We start from the raw sequence: 19,205 nt of genomic DNA on the forward strand, positions 1-19,205 counted from the left end.
CATCCTGTCTAATTTTATCAAAATATTAAATTTTATGTGTTAAGTTTATGTTAAATTTGTTAAGAGCTTGTAAAGTTTATTAGAAAGTATACTCACTTATTATGCTTTCCGCTATTTTTATTCCATCAACTGCCGCTGATACTATTCCTCCTGCATATCCTGCCCCTTCACCACAAGGATAAAGTCCTTTTGTGTTTACTGATTCAAAAGTTTTTTCATCTCTTACTATTCTTATAGGTGCAGATGATCTTGTTTCAACTCCTGTTAAAATAGCATCATATAAGGCAAATCCATTAAGTTTTTTATCTAAGTTAAGTATAGCTTCTTTCATCGTATCTACTACAAAATCAGGAAGACATTCCCTTAAATTTGTTAGTTTAAATCCAGGAGTATAACTTGGATATACCTTTCCCAAATCATTTGACTTTCTTTCTTTCAAAAAGTCTCCTACTAATTGAACAGGAGCATAGTAATTACTTCCACCTAATTTGAAGGCTAATTTTTCATATTTTTCCTGAAAATATACCCCTGCAAGAGGATGATCACTGCCAAAATCTTCAGGAACTATATTAACAAGTAGCGCACTATTTGCATTTTCTTTATCCCTTTTATGTTCGCTCATTCCATTTGTTACTACCAACTTCTCATCTGATGATGATGCAATAACACTTCCTCCCGGACACATACAAAATGTATATGCAGTTCTTTTATTTTGAGCATGGTATATTAATCTGTAATCTGCTGCTCCAAGTCTTGGATGGTTATAAAATTCTTTGTACTGAGATTTATTGATAAGGATTTGAGGATGCTCTATTCTTGCTCCTATCGCAAATGGCTTTTGAATTATCTTAACTCCTTTTTCATACAACACTTGATATGTATCTCTTGCACTATGCCCTATAGCTAGTACTATTATATCTGACTTTATAACTTCACCTTCGTTTACTACAACTCCTTTTATACAATTATCTTCTATGATAAAATCTGTAACTTTACAGTTAAATCTTACACTACCTCCTAGCTCAATTATTCTATTTCTTATGTTTTTTACTACATCTTTTAGTATATCAGTTCCAACATGAGGCTTATGAGAGTATAGTATCTCATCAGGAGCTCCACTTTGGACTAACTCTTGTAAAACTTTTCTACATCTTAAATCCTTTATTCTAGTTGTCAACTTTCCATCAGAAAACGTTCCTGCTCCACCTTCTCCAAATTGAACATTAGAATTTTTATTTAAATTTCCCTCTTTCCAAAAAATATTCACATCTTTAGTTCTCTCATCTACATCTTTTCCTCTTTCTAAAACTATAGGGGCATATCCTCTTTGTGCTAATATTAACGCTGCAAACATTCCTGCAGGTCCCATACCTATAACTATAGGCCTTTGTTTTATTTTTTTATTTCCACTTGGAACATCTTTATATTCAAGATCTGGAGTTTTTCTTACATCTGCATCTTTTATTTTTTTCAATATATTTTCTTCATCAAAAACTTTTACATCTACTGTATAAATAAAATCTATCTTTCCTTTTCTTCTTGCATCTATCGATTCTTTATATATTTTGTAATCAATTAATTGCTCTTTGTTTATATTTAGTTTTTTTAGAATATATTTTTTAATATCAGATATATCCTCATTTATATTCATTCTTATATTCGATATTCTTATCACTGTACCACTCCTTTAATTAAATGATGTGCAAAATACAATAAATTATATCAAGAAAAATAAAAAAATAAAAGCTGGGAAATCCCAGCTTATTCTATAGTACTTGCTATTTCTTCACTTAAAGTCTCAAATCTTAGTATCCAATTTTTTCTTTCTTCTTTTAGTTTATTTACAAGATTTTTATATTCAATATCTGAATAATACTTCCTAGGATTATATTTTTCAATGTCTATACCTTCTATATTTTTTGGAACTAGATATCCCCAATCCTTATCTACTTCCCATTCGATATTGTCTTTTGCAATCTCTCTCATTATAGTTGTAGATACCTTTATAGTTATTTTTTCTCCTTCAAAGTTTTCACTTGCTCCTACACTTCCTGTATTTAATATAAAGCACTCCATATCAGGATTTTGATTTAATATTTGATATATTCTATTTCCTTCCTCTGCTTCTAAACCTATTATGAATGGATTAGTTCCCACACATCTTTTAGATTGACCTGCTTTTGTTGGATCCCCTGCAGATGTTTCTATAGACTCACCTAGCATAAAGAATGTAGCTGCTTGAGATGGTGTAAGTTTAGCAACAGGAGGAACTATATCTTTTCTTCTAGTTATAAATATAAGCCTATTTGCCTTTTTTAAGTCTATACTATCATCTGTATTTTCTATTTCTTCTCTTAAAACTACTCCTCTACCATTTGATGTAAGTTGTGTATCATTAAAATCAACTTTCCCATCTTCATATACTTTAACATTTTCAAATATAGAATTTTTACTTGTAGCAGCTTTATATAAAACCTTTTGACTTTCATCAAGCCCCTCTGTTTTTATGAAAAATCCATTTTCAGTTCCTGCACAATATCCATTTTCATCCATAAATATTACATCATCTTGTCTTATTATAGCTTTTTCTTCTCCTTTTAAATCATGATCGTGTATAGTAAGTGTTGTTTTTCCTGTTCCACTCAGTCCAAACATTATAAAGCCAACATCTTTCAAATTATTACTTTTATCTTTTACCCTAAGTATTTTACTTCCTGCGTGAAGACCTATTCCACCCATCTTTTTAACTTTGTACATAGCCATTCTTAAAAACGATTTCTTAGATTCTCCAAAATAATCTGTTCCTAATATATAAGTTACTCCTTCTTCAGGATATACGATAATAATTCTTTCTGGCCACTCTGGAACATATACACTTACTAAATCTGGATTTTCTGTATCTACTGGATCAAATAATGTATTATGCCACATATATCCTATTCTGCTATACTTTTTAGTTATATATAATCTACAATTGAATGAAAATTTATCATGCATTCCCATCTTTCTATCTATCCTAACTAGCTCTGTATCTAATAAATATTTATTTACCTTATCAATAATTTCATCTGCCTTTTCTCTTTTTATACCTTGTTGATCTACACCTAAGCAAACATCATCCACTATAAAAGAGTTTTTAGCACTTCTATTTCTTACATTTGTTATATAGCAAGGGCTACCAAACTCAGTTGTTATTTCCATGTCTTTACTCATACTTCTTAGTTCTTCAACACTTGGATTTACTATAACATTTTTAAAGATATCTTCCTTTAAAAAACGTAGCATTTTTTATTACCTCCACCCTTTTGTTATATACTAATCGTCTCATTACATTAAATAGTATATCATATTTATTTTATTTGTATAGTACTTTTAAGAAAATTTTTCAAAAAAATAAAAGGTGATTTAATCACCTTTTTATTTTTTCATATAAACTTAAAAGCTTGTCTAGTTCCTGACTTAATTTTATCACTTCATCACTATCTAAATTATAATCTTTATCTACTATTAAATTATTTAGTTTTTCTCTTAGTTTTTCTATATCTAGCTTTAATTTTAATACCTCTATCATATTTACACCTCCTATGGTGTTCGATAGAAACTTACTATATTTCATCTAGTTTAAATATGCATACATCTTCATCTTTTATATCTATTATTTCTTCTTTTATAAAGTTTTGTATGCCTTTTTTTATCTCATCAGCAGTTAATTTTATATCTTTGTTTATATTTTGTAATAGTACATAATAAGTTTCTTTAAACCCCTTTTTTATGTATGAATCATTTATATCCAGTTTAAATACTTTTAAATCACATATATACTTTCCTTTTTCTGATAAATTTATTTCATCATCGTATTCAAATATTTTAAACTGATATAGATTTTTATATGGATGAATTTCTTCTAAACCTATAAATCTCATTTTATCACCACCTTTAAATATAAATATATTATATCATACAAACAAAAAAGAGAATTAAACTCTTTTTTGAGTTAATCCTCTTATTATCTTCATATTGTCAAATAATTTTTCAACAAATGTTTCAGCTTCTTCATTGTCTATTAAAAAAATCTCTACATTTTGTATACCATTTGAACATGAGTATTCTTTAGCCTTGCTTATAAGTTCGTTTTTGTCTTCTTCGCTTAATTTATATTCCTTGTAATCTATAATTAGATAATTTTTTATTTTCTCTTTGTTTTCTTCACTATATCCTATTTCTATATGGTATATGTAAGCAAATAAATTTTTAACATCTTCTCCGCCTTTATATATAGGTATAGCTGGGTTAGATTTTATATAATTAGTGGTAACTGCTACTTGTTTTCCTAGTATTAAGCTCATTTTTATACCTTCCTTTACTTTTTATTTTATATATACTGTTTAAGTTCTTTATATCTTTTTCCTAAAGTACTAACACCGATTTTATATTTTTCAGCTAGAACAGCTTGTGTTATATTGACTTTATTTTCTTTTTTTATGTGGTATTCAATAGCTGCAGCCCAACTATTTTCGTTTCCTTTTATATCTTTAGACTTAAGTTTATAATTTCTCCATACTTTTATTCCTTCTTCGATATATTCACTTTCTAGGCTATCACATATGATTTTTTCTACACTACATAAATCTTCATTGACCTTATCTTTTTGTTGTCTAAATTTTTCTAATACTTTCGGGTCTATTAGCTGTTGCATGTATTTATACATCATAAGTCTATTATAAATTAGAAATTCTTTTATATCTTTATAACTTTCTTTAGTTTTATTATAAACATTTAATATATCTTTTATCAATAAGTCGCTAGTTTTTTTAGATATAGATATTACTATATCTAAAAATCTATTTACATTAGCTATTTTAACAACTCTTCCAAGCAGTATTTCTCCTGCATTTACGTTTTCTATCACATTTATATCTTCTATAACTACTTCATCTTCACATAATAGATCTTTCATTAAAACTTTATCTTCATCTACATTTATAACTTCATATACACTTATATAAGACATAAGTCTTTCTTTTAGTATTTCTTTTTCAACTAAATTTAGATTGTTAAAATTTTCTTCATAAAACATCAAAGTTATTGGCTTATTGTGTTCAGTTATATAATCGTTCAAATAATATGTTAAAAATAGTTTATAAAATTTTTCATTTTCTGGTATATCATTTACTACATAGAATTTTTCACTTGCTTTTATGTATTCATTATTAAATTTTTCATTCTTTGAATAATTATATATTTTTTCTACAAGATCTGTTTCAGCTTTTTGTGAAAGTTCAATTTTATTTCTTAATATATTTAGTTTTTTTTCCTTGTTTAGACAACATTTTTTATATTTTTTTCCACTTCCACATTTACAAAGATCATTTCTCCCCATCAAATTAAAATTCACTCCTTTGTAAGTTCTTCTTTAGTCATAACAATTAATGATTATAACATTTTTTTTAATATCATACTACAATATTATTCTATATTTTTTATCTATATCCTTTACAACTCTAGATATTACTCCATCCCATACCCCTTCTTTATATTTTTCTAAGCAATCTTTTTTTAATATAAAATATATTTCACTTTGAACAGCGTTTAGATCATAATTTAAATTATACTTTGTTAGTTTATCATAAATTTTGTCATTACAATACATAATTAAAGTTTCATCAATCTGATTTTGAGCATTAGCTTCTCTTATTTCTCTTGCTAAAAGTTCATTGTAAACTCTTATATACTTATTTCTCATTATCTCACTTATATGTATTTTTTTGCTCTTTCTCTCATTTAATATCTTTTCACATATTTTAGTTATCTCTTTGTTTAATCTTAAACTTTTGTACCCTAAAACAGCTCCTTGTACATAGTTGAAAATTATAATTCTTTCTCTTTCAACTTTTATATCATTTGCTATTTCTTTTGCTATTTTATTTATATCTTTTATATAACTTAATCTTTCCCTTATTTCTTCTTCAAAAAGCTTTACTATATAAAGTTCCCAAAAATACAAACTCCATTTGTTGTAATCAATAGAGTACAACCTCTTTATAAATTTTAAATACCTTTCATTTCCATTATATAAATAGTCTAATTTCATCTTTTCGATAGTATCATCTAAAGATATGACTTTTCCAATACCCATACATTCCACCTGTCCTAACCGTTTACTTTATTTATATTTCTATAATTATATGTACTTTTCCTTTAGATTTTTAACAAAAAAAGAAAAACCTAAAAGCTAAGTTTAGGTTTTTTGTTTATGTATCTTTGAAACAGAATAAAATTTAAGAATAATCTTTCCTGTTAAATTTTCGTATTCATCTATATCTATCGATAAATTTTCTATCGTTATGCTTTTTGAATAGTTATTCACATATGCTATAAAGTCTAATAAACTTTCATACTTATCTGAATAAGTTATGTTTACATTTATAGTTTTAGGATTTAATAAACTTTCATCTTCACTTATATAAATATTTTCTTCTTCTAAAAACTCTATTTTAGTTGTATTTAATTTTGACTTTTCTATTATCTCATTTAATATCAGTAGTATTTCTTCTTGGCCTATATAATCGAGCAACTTTTCACTTTTTTCATAAATAACATCATTTATTTTAATTAATTCTTTATCTATATTTTTATATTTTTCAAATGTTTCTTTAACATTTTTCATCTCAAACTTATACTGTTTTAACGTTTGCTTTGAATTTTCTATTTCTCTTAGCTTAATCTCAAAAATAAACTTGTGAATACTTATTATTACGAGAATAAAAGTAAATAAAAACAATAATTTTTTTCTAGTTAACATTAAACTATTCAATTGAAACATCTCCTAGTTTACAAGTTATATAAAATTTATAGCTTCCATTGTCTTCGGTTATGTTTTTTATGTTTATAGAATTTATGTACTTTATTTCTTTTAATTTTTTACTAAATACTGCTACTGAAGTTTTGCTTGTTCCTCTTCCAGTTATGCTTATTAAATCTTCATTTATAGTAAGTTTTTCTATCATTATATCTTTTATTTCTATATCTATTAAACCGTTTAATACTTGCTTTGTTAATGTTTTTTTGTTTTGTATTATCACATTTATCTTGTTTATTTCTTCTTCATATTTTTTTAAATTTTCTAGATTATCTATTTTTGTTTTAAGGGCATCTATATTATATTTATTTAAATTTTCTTTTATAGTAAAGATATCGCTTTGTATTTTTTTATGCTTATTATCTAAAGATATGTAAAAATATGTAAATAAAAAAGCAAATACTAAACATACTATTAAAGTATATTTTTTTATCTTTTCATTTTGTTTTCTATGCTCTAAAAAAAAGTTTAGATCCATAAAAGTCTTACCTACTTTCTTATCAATGCACCTAAAGCATTTAAATAAAACATATTATCTAAATTTTCTTTGTAAACAGGTAAATCTAGAGTATTTTCCATGTAATGATCTATATTTTCAACTTGAGAATATCCTCCATGTATAAATACACAATCTATTTTATTTTCGGCCTTTTTATATATATAATATCTAAATACTCTTAATATATCCTCACTCCATTTTTCAATGTAGTTTTGTAAATTTTCATTTTGATCATTTAGTAAATTTATATCTTTTACTACTGATTTTATCATGTAGCTAAATTCATATTTATTGTTACACAATATAACTACATTAAAAAAGTTATATCCCATATCAATTACAGCTACACTTTTATCTTTAAATTCTCTATCAGAAAATATTTTTAATATACAGTTAAAGTGTGTATCTAGTGCTAGTGGTTTTAACTTTAATTCATTTAATAAATCTAAATAATTTTTTATTATAGATTTTAATACAGCTACGACTAAGACTTTATACTTACATTTGCCGTCTAGCATTACTTTGTCTAAAATTTTATAATCTATGGAATAATCTTTTAAACTAATATTCATCTGCTGATTTATTTCATATTTTAAGATTTTATTAAGATTACTTTTAGATACAACTGGCAAATACACTTCTTTTAATAATATAGAGGTGCTTTGTATTGTACACACACCATATTTTGCCTTGATTCCTTCAGTTTGTAATACCTTTTTTATATTTTCTGTTATAAGTTTGATGTCTAATATATTTCCGTCTTCAAATGTATTTTCAGGAGTTTTTATATTTATACATTTTTTTATTGTTAGTTTCTTTCCATACTTTTTTCCTAATACTAACTTCGTATTTTTACTTCCTATATCTATAGACAAGATAAAGTCGTTTATCACACCTACACCTCACACTTAAACATCTTCATCAATATGCATATGTCTAATTTTCTTTTCTTTTTCTAGTCTATTTATTATAATTTCTCTATGTTCTGTTATATTTACATTTAGTCCATACATATTTATCATTGTATCTATCAAAACATTATTTTCATTTATATAGCTTCTTAATCTATCTATATTTCCTATTATTTTTATTTCATAAGGCTGATCTACTGCAACTGAATTTATATTTATATGGTTTCCTGCTAAAGTTACTTCTGTATATTGAGTTATTATCTGATTGTTTATAGATATTGCTTCTGCTCCGTATATTCTTGCTTCATTTATTAAACTTATCAATATTTTTCTTTCTTCCATCATAAAAGCTAGATTTAGATCTTCTTTTGTATCAATTCTTATAATAAGTCCTGGACCTTTTAAATCTTTATATCCTAATATAGTCTTTAGGCTTTCAACCTGCTCTTTTAATTTTTGATTGGATTCATCTGAAATTTTATTTTTTTCTAGAAATTTAAGATTTTGATTTAATGTATTAAGTTTTTTCGTAAGTTCCATATTTTCTCTTTTAACTGCATTTATCTCTCCTATAAACTGTCTATCAACAAAAGATAATTGGAGCTTTTCTTGATAATCGCTTTTAAATTGTATTCCTATTAAAACTCCAGTTAGGATAGACAATACTATTATCGACATATATTTATTTTTCATACCATCACCTATTTTTATATTATCTTTATACTATATAAATATAATACATAAAAAATAAAAATTAAAGATCTACATATGTAGACCTTTAATTTAGTTTAAATCCAGACACCATATCCTCTAATTCCTTAGACATATCTGTAAGCATTTGTATTGATTTTGCTATTTCATCTATAGAAGATGCTTGCTCCTCTGTAGATGCTGCTATTTGCTCAGAATTAGCTGCTGCATCTTGAGCTATAGATTCTATCTTACTTACAGAACTTATTATAACCTGTGCATTGTCATTTGCTTCTTTTACATTTTTACTTACTGAATATAATTTATCTTTAGTATCATTAAATCCATCTAGTATTTCGTTTAATGCTGCCTCTACTTGTTTAACTATTTCTTCTCCTCTTTGAGCTTGACTATTACCTTCATTTATAGATACTAATGCTTTTTGAGTATTTTCTTGAGTTTTAGCTATTAATTCTTTTATAGAATCTGCAGATCTCATAGATTGCTCTGCTAGCTTTCTTACTTCTTCAGCAACAACTGCAAATCCTCGTCCTGCCTCTCCTGCACGAGCTGCCTCTATAGCTGCATTTAAAGCTAGTAAGTTTGTTTGGTTTGCTATATTATTTATAACCTCAACTATATTTCCTATCTCAAGCGAAGTTTCCTGTAAGTTTTGTATTACATCTGATGAATAATTTACACTATTTTTTATAGTATTCATCTGATTTATCATATTATTCATTTTGCTTGTTCCATCTTGTGCTAATTTTCCTGTTTCATCTGCTGTATTAACAACATTTTCTACTTCTTTATTTATACTTTCTATATTAGATACTACATTTTTTATGTTTTCAGAAACATCTGCTGTTGCACGAGCTTGCTCTTCAGATCCTTGTGCCATATCTTGAGTAGACATAGCTATTTGTTCTGATACTGAAGATGCCTGTTGAGAAATCGAAAACAATTCTTCGCTGTATGAAGATATATTAATAGCTATATCTTTCATTTTTCCTGTCATACTTCTTAGTTTTTCAACCATATTATTAAAGCTATTTGCAACTTTTCCTACCTCATCATTGCTTTTTATGTCTATATTTACAGTTAAATCTCCATTAGATATTTTATCAGCAGCATATACAAGATCATTTAAAGGTTTTGTTAATCTATTTAATAAATAAATTAAAACTAAAAACCCTAAAGCAAACATTACCAAAGCAACTATAATTGAATTTATAATAGTCTCTTTTATAGCATCTGTTAAATCTTTAGTAGATATACCTATACTAACAGCTCCTATATGCTCGCCATTTCTATAAAGCGGAACAAGAGCATCAAATACAACAGCACCTGCTGGCTCGTAGTAGAATTTATCAAAATAAGACTTTCCTTCTACTGCTGCAGTTTTAGATCCTTCATCATCAAGCTGTATTCCTATTCTGTCTTTATTACTGTGAGCTATTGCCTTTAAATCTTTACTTATTACAAGTGCATAAACTATATTATCTCTTGAAGCTATATCTTCAAGTATATTTTGAACATCAACTGAATCACTAATTGTTTTTATAGTATCTGCTGAAATTCCTATCTGAACTACTCCACCGTTATTAAGCTTTGCAGCTCCATATTTATAGTAGTTATTATCTACAGTACTTTGTCTTACATCTTCTATTACACTATTGCTTTTTCCAGATAATATATCCGAAACTGCATGTTCACTAGGATATTTATAGTTTATGTTTTCATCTAAATTTGAATATATTATAACTCCATTTGAATCTGATATATTTATTTCTGCAACATCTAATTCTTTAGCTAGCCTTTTTAAAACATCATTAGACATATTTGGGTAACTATTTATTAGTTTTGAAGCTACTACTATTTTTTGATCAAAAAGTTCTTGTATTGCATCTAATGCCTGTCTATTATTTTCTATTCTAGATACCATACTTTCAATTAAAGACAAACTTAAAGTTTCCATTTGATGAGTCATTTTTTTATTTATTGAATATATACTTGCTCCTGTAAGTATTGACATAGTTATAAAAAATGTAATAAATACATTTATAAGTATTTTTATCTTTATAGATTGTCTGTTTCTTAAAAGCTTTTTCATTTGTTATCCTCCTTAAATTCTATATATATCTATATCTTTTGCAAAATCTTCAGCTATTTTCTTAAAGTCTGCTATGCTATTTGTAAGCTTTTTAATTTCCTCTGCATAAGTTGTAACACTTGAGCTTACTTCCTCAGATGAAGCTGAATTTTCCTCAGCTATTGCAGCTAATGATTCTATATTTTCATATACAGATGCTATAGAATTTGTCTCTTGTTGAAGTCTTGAAGTTGTTTCTATCATTTTATTAGCTACTTGTTTTATTGTATCATTTGCTATGCTACTTTCATCAACTGCCCCTTTTATTTTATCATTTTCTTCTCTTAAAACTTCAAACTGTTCTTCAACAGATCCTACTAAAGAGTCAATTTCAGATATAAATTCTGTTAAATTTCCATTTATATCTTCAACAGCCTTTTGAGATTGCTCTGCTAACTTTCTAACCTCTTCAGCAACAACAGCAAAGCCCCTTCCCATTTCTCCAGCACGTGCTGCCTCTATCGATGCATTTAGTGCTAAAAGATTTGTTTGGTATGCAATTGAAGATACCAAAGAAACTATATCTGTTATGTTCTTTCCTTTTTGCTGAAGCTCTATGCTGTTTTCTTTTACTTGTTCAAAATTTAACAGTATATCATTTAGTTTATCTGCAGTAACTTTCATATTTTCATAACTTTTTTGTATTCTTTTAACAGATTTTTCAAGATCTTCTTTGTTTTCATTTTCAACTCTTGCAACTTCTTTTATAGAATCTATATTTTGATTTAAAAGATAGACTGCACTTTCAGTTTCATTTGCCTGATTAATAGCTGCTGTTGCAACTTGTTCTACAACATTAGATATTTCTTCTGATGTGTATCCCATTTTGTTAGATATTTGATTTAATACACTGCTGAATGTATTCATTTCATCTGTTAATCCCTTAAATCCAACAAAATCTTTTCTTATAATATCTTTGTATTCTTCTAGCATTTCATTTAATTTTTCATAAATATCACATGTTACTAATTTATTATTATTTATGTAGTTTCTATCTTTTATCATTTGTATTTGATCTATAATAAAATTGATAGGTTTATTTAACATTTTAGAAGATAAAAACGTAGACATAAATACTACTAAAGGATATATAAAACTTGATATTTGTTTAGGTAAAAAGCTAATTGGAATACTTATTAATATAAATAATAAAACAGATAAAATAGCTATTTTAATATCTAAACTTTTTATGATTGAGAATGATAACATTTTGTTTAAAATAAAGGTTTGCTTATTATATATATTTTTGTCAAACTTGATTTTTATTTTTAGCTCATCACTTGTCCTTGAAATTTCATTTACATCTATTTTTTCATTGTAGTATTTTGCAGCACCATCAAGTAATCCTAAAAAGTAATCAAACATTCCTCTTTTTGATTTATAAGTAAAAATTATCTCATCATTTGATATAACTTCAACATCTAGTATTGGAGGTTTTGAACCTGGAATTCTTTTAACAACTATTTTATGAACATCGTTCATAGACTTTAAAAAGTGGTACAAATTATCATGTCTAAAAAATGCAGGATAATCACTTGTAAAAGTAATTATATTATCTTTTCCTATTTCTCTCCAAAGGTCTGTTACCTTAATATTTTTAATGTTTGATATTTTTAAAACAATATTATTGATCAAATCATCACTTACATCTTCAATAGGGGAAAATACTCTGTCTTTAGACATACCTGCACTTTCCATAGCTTTATCTACTATATCTTCCCCATACAATTTTCTACAAGTTTTAAGCCATGTAGAAACAACTGTACCTTTCATATATATGTTCCTCCCTATTTTGCTTTTTGTATAAATATACCCCTATTTATATTTCGGAATCATTTATATAATCTTCAATTTCTTTTACCCTTTTTTCTAACATTATAATTCTTCCTAAAATTTCATCCCTGCTTTCTTCTTTGTTTTTTAAGTAATTTATAACAAAATATCCTGCTGAAACTGGTATTATTATCATGACTAAAATTATAATTATATTTACTATTGATAATAAAAAAACCATTTTATCTACCTCTATTTCTTAAAATCAAAATATTAACCCATAAATATTTTATCACATTGTATTTATATGCTTCTACAATTTTCTTTCCATTTTTTAAATTTTCGAGTTTTATATTGTATTTTAAAAAATACAACATCTTTATATTTACGTAATCTTGCGGAATTTTGTCAGATTTTAAAAATTTGATTTGCTCATTTTTTTTATTTTTCATATACTCTAATTTATATTTATACTTTTTTTCCCATCTTCTAATTCTCATCTCATCTCTTATATGTTTAAATCCTATGTATTCTATCATGAATATAGTAATTTCAATAGACGAAAAAACTACTAAAATTATTATTAAAATAGTTAACACAATATTGTTACTATAAAAAAATATCTGTACAAGATCTATTCCTATAAACATTTTACTATTTGTAAAAAAGATTAATATACCAAATATATTTAATAATACTAATATAAATCCTATAATTTTTTCGGCTAAGCTGTATTCACCTTTTTTTAGATTTTTTCGCTTTATATATTTTATTTTTCGCTCTATCTTATTTATATCTTTTATTACTTTTATGAGTCTTTCTATTTCATATAGAATATCGTTCAATTTAATCATCCCCTTTATTTGTTAAAATTTATATGAAAGAAATAAAATTTGGAATATAATAGATATATAGATTAAACTATCGCTTTTTATACATACATGGAGGGATTTATATGAAATTTACCTATCTAAAAACTGAAATGAGTCAACACGAAATGCTGCTAAATCAAATGGGAGCCCATGTAGAAGCTATTAGAGGAATTATGGTATATGTAAAATTTGATGTAAAACAAACCTCAATAGAATACGTTTATCATATAAACAATACTGACAATTATTTTCTTCAGAGAATTTCTCCATATCCTATGATTCTTGGAACTTTTTCTACTAAAGATGAACTCATTCAGGTGATAAAGTTTGATGTAGATCAATTCAGAAATGCTGCTAAATCTAGCATGTTTGAAAAGTTTATTGAAATTCACAAAGGATTTAATGAATCACTTAAACACTTTGAAGATTTGTACTTATACTACAACGTTCCTCACGAAATATTTGATGATCTTAAAGATGAAATTAGTAAAATAGAAAATCTTGTAAAAGAGTTTAAAGAAAAAAGTAAAAGGGTTTATTTCAAAAAAGATCCTGATTCTATTTAAATAAGAGACCTTTAAAGGTCTCTTATATTATTTTGCATATTTTAATATTCTTTCAACTATATCGTATCTTAATTTTTCTATACCCTCAAAATCCATATTTGAAACATAATATTTTTCTAATACATCGTGTTCTTTTTTCGCATTTTTAACATTTTCAATTCCTTTATTAAATAATTCATTGAGTATTTTCTTGTCGTATTCTATTTCTTCTTCATATTTTTTGATTATATTTTTATCTAGATATTCATTTAAATCTATAGTCTTATAGTTATTTTCTTTGAATAAATTGCTTGTTGTAAAGGCAACTTTTAAACTTTCTATAACAACCGTTTCTAACTTTTGAGGAATTAAAGGCGCATGATAAACTTCAACATCTATTCCTCTTAATAGTGCTTGATTATATATTCTTTCTAATAAAGTAGATTTTCCTGTTCCTACTTCCCCTTTTATATAATATATCTTATCTATTCCCTGTAATATAGATTCTGTAATTTCTACGTGTCCATTTGGAGTTATTGCACTTCCAAATAAATGTCTTGCTTTTCCAAATTTTAATCTATAAGGTACGTTTTCAAATACTTCTTCTATTAGTTTAGATGTTTCAAAATTAACTTTTCCATAATCCATTGCTTCTTTATATTTTTCTTGTATATCTAGCACTATTGGTCTACAAGATTGTAAAAATTTATACGCTCTTAAAAAATATCTACTTACTTGTTTAGTTGTTTTTAATACATCTTCTTTTACCTGTTCCATTTTATCTTGGTCCCAATATTCCCCTAAATTTATTATTTCATCTACAGCCCCAGGGTTTTTAGGATCTATCACATGAGGCGCCGTTCCATCAACTAGTGCTACTTTTAGTTTAGGTATTACTACTCCATCTATTGAATTGTTATCTGATGAGCAAAAGTGAAGCTCTACATCATATCCTCTTTTAGCAAATTCCTGACCTATTCTTTTCATCATCGAGGATTTTCCAACTCCTGGCCCACCTTTTATTACAAATATTCTGTTTGCAGTATCTTTGTCGATCATATAATCATAAAATGAAAAAAAGCCTTCTGATGTATTTCCTCCTGGAAATACTTTTTTAACTTTGCCACTCATTACAATCAGCTCCTCTTATACTTGAATATTTTTCCTTAATTTCATAGTATTAGAGTGTGCTATATTATGTGCTTGTATCAAAATCCTTTAAGATTGACCTTTAACAACCATAGTTTTCTTGATTCAAGATCTTATTTACAAACAATACATATATTTACAAATATTGTATATTAATATATAATATTTGTAAATATATGTATAAAGGGGGGAGTTGTTTTTGAAAAGTACAGCAAAAATTATATTTTTCATGTTTCTTTTACTTTTGTTTATCTTCAGTATAAATTATAAAACAGATATAAAAGACTCTGATGATTTTAAAGGCCTTCCAAATCTATCAGATTTTCGAAAATTACCTCAATCTGAACAAATAAAGCTGATGAAAAAAATAGATTCTATACCTATGGATTATGTAGGTAACTATTTTGAAGGAAAAATAGCAGATTATGTTAATAATAAAAAACTACTAGATTTAATTACAATAGATATTTATGAAGATAATCTATTGATGTATGAAAACCAAAACAAAAAACAATTTAATAATTTGTTTATCAGTCTTGAATTATCTATTAATCATGAAAACATGAGTAGAGAAGAGGCTGAAAATATATCAAATGAAATTAATAAAGAGATATTCCAGTTATGTATTAATGATACTTATGGATTTTTAAAATTAAATACACTTTATACTAATTTTATAGATAACAAGAATATGTCAAATTATGAATACACAACAGGTCAAACTTTTTTATCTGAAATTGCTAATATAGAGCAATCTACAGAAGAATTAGAAACTCAAACTATAGTATATAATTTTGTACATGAAAATAAAAATTTTATACTAAGAAAGTTTGGAATTATTGCCAACACGAAAGAATTATATATAGAAATTCCCATATATGACATTTATGAAAAGAACAGCCAAAGCGCTATTTTAAATAATCTACAAAACATAAGTGAATCTTTATATGAAAAATTAAAATCTAATTCAGAATCTAAAAAATATATCCAAAATAACGATTTAAATAAAATTACTATCTCTTTTTATACACCTTGGAATACAGATCAATACATAACTTACAGTTATACATTACAATAAAAAAACCGTCATCACACTGTGATGACGGTTTTTCCTTATTGATTTTCTTGTAATTGTTTAAATTTAGATTTTCTTGCATTATAAACAGGAAGTCCTAATAGAGTAACTCCTAAGCTTAATCCTGCATATAATGGCTGAGTTAATAATGTATTTACTATGATATATAATCCTCCAAGTATTGCTATCATAGGCACTACTGGATATAAAGGAACTTTATAAGGTCTTTTTAATTCTGGTCTATTTTTTCTAAGAACAAATACTGCAACAAAAGTCATAACATAGAATATCCATATTATAAATGTTAATAAGTCTGTTAACATTCCAAATTGTCCTGAAAGTGCATAAACCATTGAAAGTAGTGTAAGACATATACTTGCATTTACTGGTGTTTCTAATCTTGGATGTAGTTTAGACAACCATTCACTACCAGGTAATTTATTTTCAAGTGCTAAAGCATAAGGAACTCTTGGCCCTGTTAGTATATATCCATTTAACGCTCCAAATATAGATACTAATATACCTATAGTTATAACTTTACCACCAGATGAACCAAATATAACTTTTGCAACATCTGCAGCTGGTGTAGATGTTGCTGCTAATACATCTGCTGGAAGAACATAAAGGTATGCTATATTTATAAGAACATAAACTCCCATTACTAAAGATAATCCACCAACTATAGCTTTAGGCAAGTCTTTTCCTGGATTTTTCATTTCTGATGCTATATTTCCAACCATTATCCAACCATCATAAGCAAACATTGTAGCTACAAGTGCCGATCCAAGTGCTGTAACGAAGTTATGCTCCTTAGATACTATTGGAAATAATCTTGCAGATGTTCCATCACCATTTGTAAATCCTATAATTATTATTGCAAATAATGGTATTAACTTTCCTATTGTAGAAATTGTTTGAATGATTCCACCTGTCTTTGATCCTAATGAATTCATAAATACTAAAAATATTATAGTTATCATTGCTATAGGTATTATTAATGTATCATTTATTCCTAATAAGCTAACTGCCTGAGTTGCAAATATAATACCAAGAGCTGCTATTACAGCTGGGAAATACACTATTGTTTGAGCCCATCCAAGCATGTATCCCCAAATATCTCCATAAGTTTCTTTAAGATAAGTCATCATTCCACCTGGTTTTGTTATACTTGCAGAAACTTCAGCAGCTGTAAGACCTGCTGCTATAGATATAACCCCTCCTAATATCCAAGCTATTATACCTAGTCCAGGGGCTTTAGTTGCACTAAATACATCTGTAGGCTTAAAGAATACTCCAGAGCCTATAACCATACCAACAACCAAAGATATAGCAGTTACAAACCCTATATCTTTTTTTAGCTCTTTATTTTCCATTTTTGTCCTCCTTGTCGAAAATATTAATATTTTGTCTGTTTTAGTAGCCTGATTTATTTTAACATCATCAGAAAATTAAATCAACTAATTTTTAATAGTTTTTGATAACGTTTTCTTGACCTTAAAAAATAGAGGAGAGTTCCTCTATTTTTTAAGGTTTTCAGGATTTAGTTCTTTTAGATCATCTATCACAAATTCTCCATCTTTTCTAATTAATACATCATCAAAATAAATTTCTCCTCCTCCAAATTCTGGAGTTTGAATGCAAACTAAATCCCAATGAATAGAAGAATTATTTCCATTGTAAGCATCTTTATAGCTATTTCCTGGAGTAAAATGAAAACTTCCCTTTATTTTTTCATCAAACAATGTATCTTTCATAGGTTTTTCTATATATGGGTTAACCCCTATGGCAAATTCACCTATATATCTTGCACCTTCATCAGTATCAAATATTTTATTTATTCTTTCTGTATCATTAGCTGTTGCTTTTATTATCTTTCCATCTTTAAATTCTAATACTATATTTTCAAATGTAAACCCATTGTATACAGCAGGAGCATTATATGATAGTTTTCCATTTACTGAATCTTTCACAGGAGCTGTATATACTTCTCCATCTGGTATATTCATTTTACCGTCACATTTTACAACTGAAATCCCTTTTATGGAAAAAGAAAGATCTGTTCCTGGTCCTACAATTCTTACTTTATCAGTTCTTTCCATCAAATCAACTAACTTATCCATAGCTTTTGACATTTTTGAATAATCTAAATTGCATACATTAAAATAAAAATCTTCAAATGCTTCTGTACTAGTTCCTGCTGATTGAGCCATAGCATCATTTGGCCACCTTAATATGCACCATTTAGTGTTTTCTACTCTTTCTTTTATATGAACAGGTCCTACAAACTCTTCCATATATATTTTCATTTTTTCTTGTGGAACGTCTGAAAGCTCTGTTATGTTATCCCCTGCTCTTATCGCTATGTAAGCATCCATATCTTTCATTCTTTCTAATTCATACTTTGCTATGTACTTATATTGTTCTCTAGAAGCTCCCTTTAGTAATTCTCTTAAAATCTTATAATCCTTTATAGAAACGAATGGATATGCTCCAACGTTATAAGCTTCTTTTATTAGCTCTTTAACTAATGGAAGCTCTAGCCCTAAAACATCAATTAGTATCTTTTCACCTTCTTTTAGTTCTACAGAATAGTTTATAAGGTTTTTTGCTAATTGAGTTACTCTTGGATCTAACACCTTTTATTCTCCCTTCGTATAATTTTTTTTATATGTATAATATA

At 26.6% G+C, this 19,205-nt stretch carries 20 protein-coding genes; 2 read left to right on the forward strand and 18 right to left on the reverse strand.

Annotated elements, in window-relative coordinates:
• Positions 1–79: 79 nt before the first annotated feature.
• From JWYL7_RS07150 to JWYL7_RS07215, 15 genes are all read right to left on the reverse strand, one after another.
• Positions 80–1,675 (reverse strand): NAD(P)/FAD-dependent oxidoreductase, encoded by a 1,596-nt coding sequence (locus JWYL7_RS07150; protein WP_066071028.1) that lies wholly within the window; start codon positions 1,673–1,675, stop codon positions 80–82.
• 86 nt (positions 1,676–1,761) lie between these two features.
• On the reverse strand, positions 1,762–3,285 hold the full coding sequence (locus JWYL7_RS07155; protein WP_066071031.1) for a phosphoenolpyruvate carboxykinase (ATP): 1,524 nt from the start codon (positions 3,283–3,285) through the stop codon (positions 1,762–1,764).
• A 124-nt stretch (positions 3,286–3,409) separates the two neighbouring features.
• Positions 3,410–3,571 carry an aspartyl-phosphate phosphatase Spo0E family protein gene (locus JWYL7_RS10310; RefSeq protein WP_149683687.1) on the reverse strand — a complete coding sequence of 54 codons (162 nt, stop codon included), beginning with the start codon at positions 3,569–3,571 and terminating at the stop codon, positions 3,410–3,412.
• 34 nt (positions 3,572–3,605) lie between these two features.
• Positions 3,606–3,923 (reverse strand): hypothetical protein, encoded by a 318-nt coding sequence (locus JWYL7_RS07160; protein WP_066071034.1) that lies wholly within the window; start codon positions 3,921–3,923, stop codon positions 3,606–3,608.
• A gap of 54 nt (positions 3,924–3,977) precedes the next feature.
• Complete coding sequence (locus JWYL7_RS07165; RefSeq protein WP_066071037.1) at positions 3,978–4,346, reverse strand: hypothetical protein; 369 nt, start codon at positions 4,344–4,346, stop codon at positions 3,978–3,980.
• Between the two features lie 26 nt (positions 4,347–4,372).
• The gene (locus JWYL7_RS07170; protein WP_153011570.1) at positions 4,373–5,395 is read right to left on the reverse strand and encodes a YecA family protein; all 1,023 of its coding nucleotides are present in this window, start codon (positions 5,393–5,395) and stop codon (positions 4,373–4,375) included.
• Between the two features lie 63 nt (positions 5,396–5,458).
• Positions 5,459–6,136, reverse strand: coding sequence for a hypothetical protein (locus tag JWYL7_RS07175; protein ID WP_066071043.1), 678 nt, complete (start codon positions 6,134–6,136; stop codon positions 5,459–5,461).
• Positions 6,137–6,238: 102 nt separating this feature from the next.
• Entirely contained in the window at positions 6,239–6,814 is a 576-nt protein-coding gene (locus tag JWYL7_RS07180) for a PolC-type DNA polymerase III family protein (protein ID WP_066071046.1), read from the reverse strand.
• Entirely contained in the window at positions 6,807–7,337 is a 531-nt protein-coding gene (locus tag JWYL7_RS07185; RefSeq protein ID WP_066071048.1) for a PilN domain-containing protein, read from the reverse strand. Before JWYL7_RS07185 ends, JWYL7_RS07180 begins: the two co-directional genes overlap by 8 nt.
• Before the next feature lie 11 nt (positions 7,338–7,348).
• Positions 7,349–8,251, reverse strand: coding sequence for a pilus assembly protein PilM (pilM, locus tag JWYL7_RS07190; RefSeq protein WP_066071051.1), 903 nt, complete (start codon positions 8,249–8,251; stop codon positions 7,349–7,351).
• A 15-nt stretch (positions 8,252–8,266) separates the two neighbouring features.
• A complete protein-coding gene (locus JWYL7_RS07195) occupies positions 8,267–8,962 on the reverse strand; it encodes a DUF881 domain-containing protein (RefSeq protein WP_066071054.1) in 696 nt (231 codons plus the stop codon).
• Between the two features lie 85 nt (positions 8,963–9,047).
• The gene (locus tag JWYL7_RS07200; RefSeq protein WP_066071057.1) at positions 9,048–11,072 is read right to left on the reverse strand and encodes a methyl-accepting chemotaxis protein; all 2,025 of its coding nucleotides are present in this window, start codon (positions 11,070–11,072) and stop codon (positions 9,048–9,050) included.
• A 12-nt stretch (positions 11,073–11,084) separates the two neighbouring features.
• The gene (locus JWYL7_RS07205; RefSeq protein ID WP_066071059.1) at positions 11,085–12,884 is read right to left on the reverse strand and encodes a heme NO-binding domain-containing protein; all 1,800 of its coding nucleotides are present in this window, start codon (positions 12,882–12,884) and stop codon (positions 11,085–11,087) included.
• A 46-nt stretch (positions 12,885–12,930) separates the two neighbouring features.
• The gene (locus JWYL7_RS07210; protein ID WP_066071062.1) at positions 12,931–13,125 is read right to left on the reverse strand and encodes a hypothetical protein; all 195 of its coding nucleotides are present in this window, start codon (positions 13,123–13,125) and stop codon (positions 12,931–12,933) included.
• A 1-nt stretch (position 13,126) separates the two neighbouring features.
• Positions 13,127–13,729, reverse strand: coding sequence for a hypothetical protein (locus JWYL7_RS07215; RefSeq protein ID WP_066071064.1), 603 nt, complete (start codon positions 13,727–13,729; stop codon positions 13,127–13,129).
• 110 nt (positions 13,730–13,839) lie between these two features.
• Here JWYL7_RS07215 and JWYL7_RS07220 point away from each other — a divergent pair, with 110 nt between their 5' ends.
• Positions 13,840–14,322 (forward strand): hypothetical protein, encoded by a 483-nt coding sequence (locus JWYL7_RS07220; RefSeq protein WP_066071067.1) that lies wholly within the window; start codon positions 13,840–13,842, stop codon positions 14,320–14,322.
• 27 nt (positions 14,323–14,349) lie between these two features.
• Here JWYL7_RS07220 and JWYL7_RS07225 read toward each other — a convergent pair whose 3' ends face one another.
• Positions 14,350–15,432 carry a PRK06851 family protein gene (locus tag JWYL7_RS07225; protein WP_066071070.1) on the reverse strand — a complete coding sequence of 361 codons (1,083 nt, stop codon included), beginning with the start codon at positions 15,430–15,432 and terminating at the stop codon, positions 14,350–14,352.
• Positions 15,433–15,649: 217 nt separating this feature from the next.
• Between JWYL7_RS07225 and JWYL7_RS07230 the strand changes: the two genes are divergently transcribed.
• Positions 15,650–16,528 carry a hypothetical protein gene (locus JWYL7_RS07230; RefSeq protein WP_066071073.1) on the forward strand — a complete coding sequence of 293 codons (879 nt, stop codon included), beginning with the start codon at positions 15,650–15,652 and terminating at the stop codon, positions 16,526–16,528.
• A 35-nt stretch (positions 16,529–16,563) separates the two neighbouring features.
• Here JWYL7_RS07230 and JWYL7_RS07235 read toward each other — a convergent pair whose 3' ends face one another.
• Together JWYL7_RS07235 and JWYL7_RS07240 are read right to left on the reverse strand one after the other, a co-directional pair.
• Positions 16,564–17,898, reverse strand: coding sequence for an APC family permease (locus tag JWYL7_RS07235; RefSeq protein ID WP_066071076.1), 1,335 nt, complete (start codon positions 17,896–17,898; stop codon positions 16,564–16,566).
• Between the two features lie 144 nt (positions 17,899–18,042).
• The gene (locus JWYL7_RS07240) at positions 18,043–19,161 is read right to left on the reverse strand and encodes an aminopeptidase (RefSeq protein ID WP_066071079.1); all 1,119 of its coding nucleotides are present in this window, start codon (positions 19,159–19,161) and stop codon (positions 18,043–18,045) included.
• Positions 19,162–19,205: the final 44 nt, after the last annotated feature.

Source organism: Alkalithermobacter thermoalcaliphilus JW-YL-7 = DSM 7308, from assembly GCA_001584565.1.
Taxonomy (GTDB): Bacteria; Bacillota; Clostridia; order Peptostreptococcales; family Peptostreptococcaceae; genus Alkalithermobacter; species Alkalithermobacter thermoalcaliphilus.

Bases quoted from the DNA above. Each gene is read 5' to 3' on its own strand.
- JWYL7_RS07200 (WP_066071057.1), bottom strand. From the start codon at position 11,072: ATGAAAAAGCTTTTAAGAAACAGACAATCTATAAAGATAAAAATACTT.
- JWYL7_RS07235 (WP_066071076.1), bottom strand. From the start codon at position 17,898: ATGGAAAATAAAGAGCTAAAAAAAGATATAGGGTTTGTAACTGCTATA.
- JWYL7_RS07225 (WP_066071070.1), bottom strand. From the start codon at position 15,432: ATGAGTGGCAAAGTTAAAAAAGTATTTCCAGGAGGAAATACATCAGAA.
- JWYL7_RS07205 (WP_066071059.1), bottom strand. From the start codon at position 12,884: ATGAAAGGTACAGTTGTTTCTACATGGCTTAAAACTTGTAGAAAATTG.
- JWYL7_RS10310 (WP_149683687.1), bottom strand. From the start codon at position 3,571: ATGATAGAGGTATTAAAATTAAAGCTAGATATAGAAAAACTAAGAGAA.
- JWYL7_RS07155 (WP_066071031.1), bottom strand. From the start codon at position 3,285: ATGCTACGTTTTTTAAAGGAAGATATCTTTAAAAATGTTATAGTAAAT.
- JWYL7_RS07195 (WP_066071054.1), bottom strand. From the start codon at position 8,962: ATGAAAAATAAATATATGTCGATAATAGTATTGTCTATCCTAACTGGA.
- JWYL7_RS07185 (WP_066071048.1), bottom strand. From the start codon at position 7,337: ATGGATCTAAACTTTTTTTTAGAGCATAGAAAACAAAATGAAAAGATA.
- JWYL7_RS07210 (WP_066071062.1), bottom strand. From the start codon at position 13,125: ATGGTTTTTTTATTATCAATAGTAAATATAATTATAATTTTAGTCATG.
- JWYL7_RS07165 (WP_066071037.1), bottom strand. From the start codon at position 4,346: ATGAGCTTAATACTAGGAAAACAAGTAGCAGTTACCACTAATTATATA.
- JWYL7_RS07220 (WP_066071067.1), top strand. From the start codon at position 13,840: ATGAAATTTACCTATCTAAAAACTGAAATGAGTCAACACGAAATGCTG.
- JWYL7_RS07160 (WP_066071034.1), bottom strand. From the start codon at position 3,923: ATGAGATTTATAGGTTTAGAAGAAATTCATCCATATAAAAATCTATAT.
- JWYL7_RS07175 (WP_066071043.1), bottom strand. From the start codon at position 6,136: ATGGGTATTGGAAAAGTCATATCTTTAGATGATACTATCGAAAAGATG.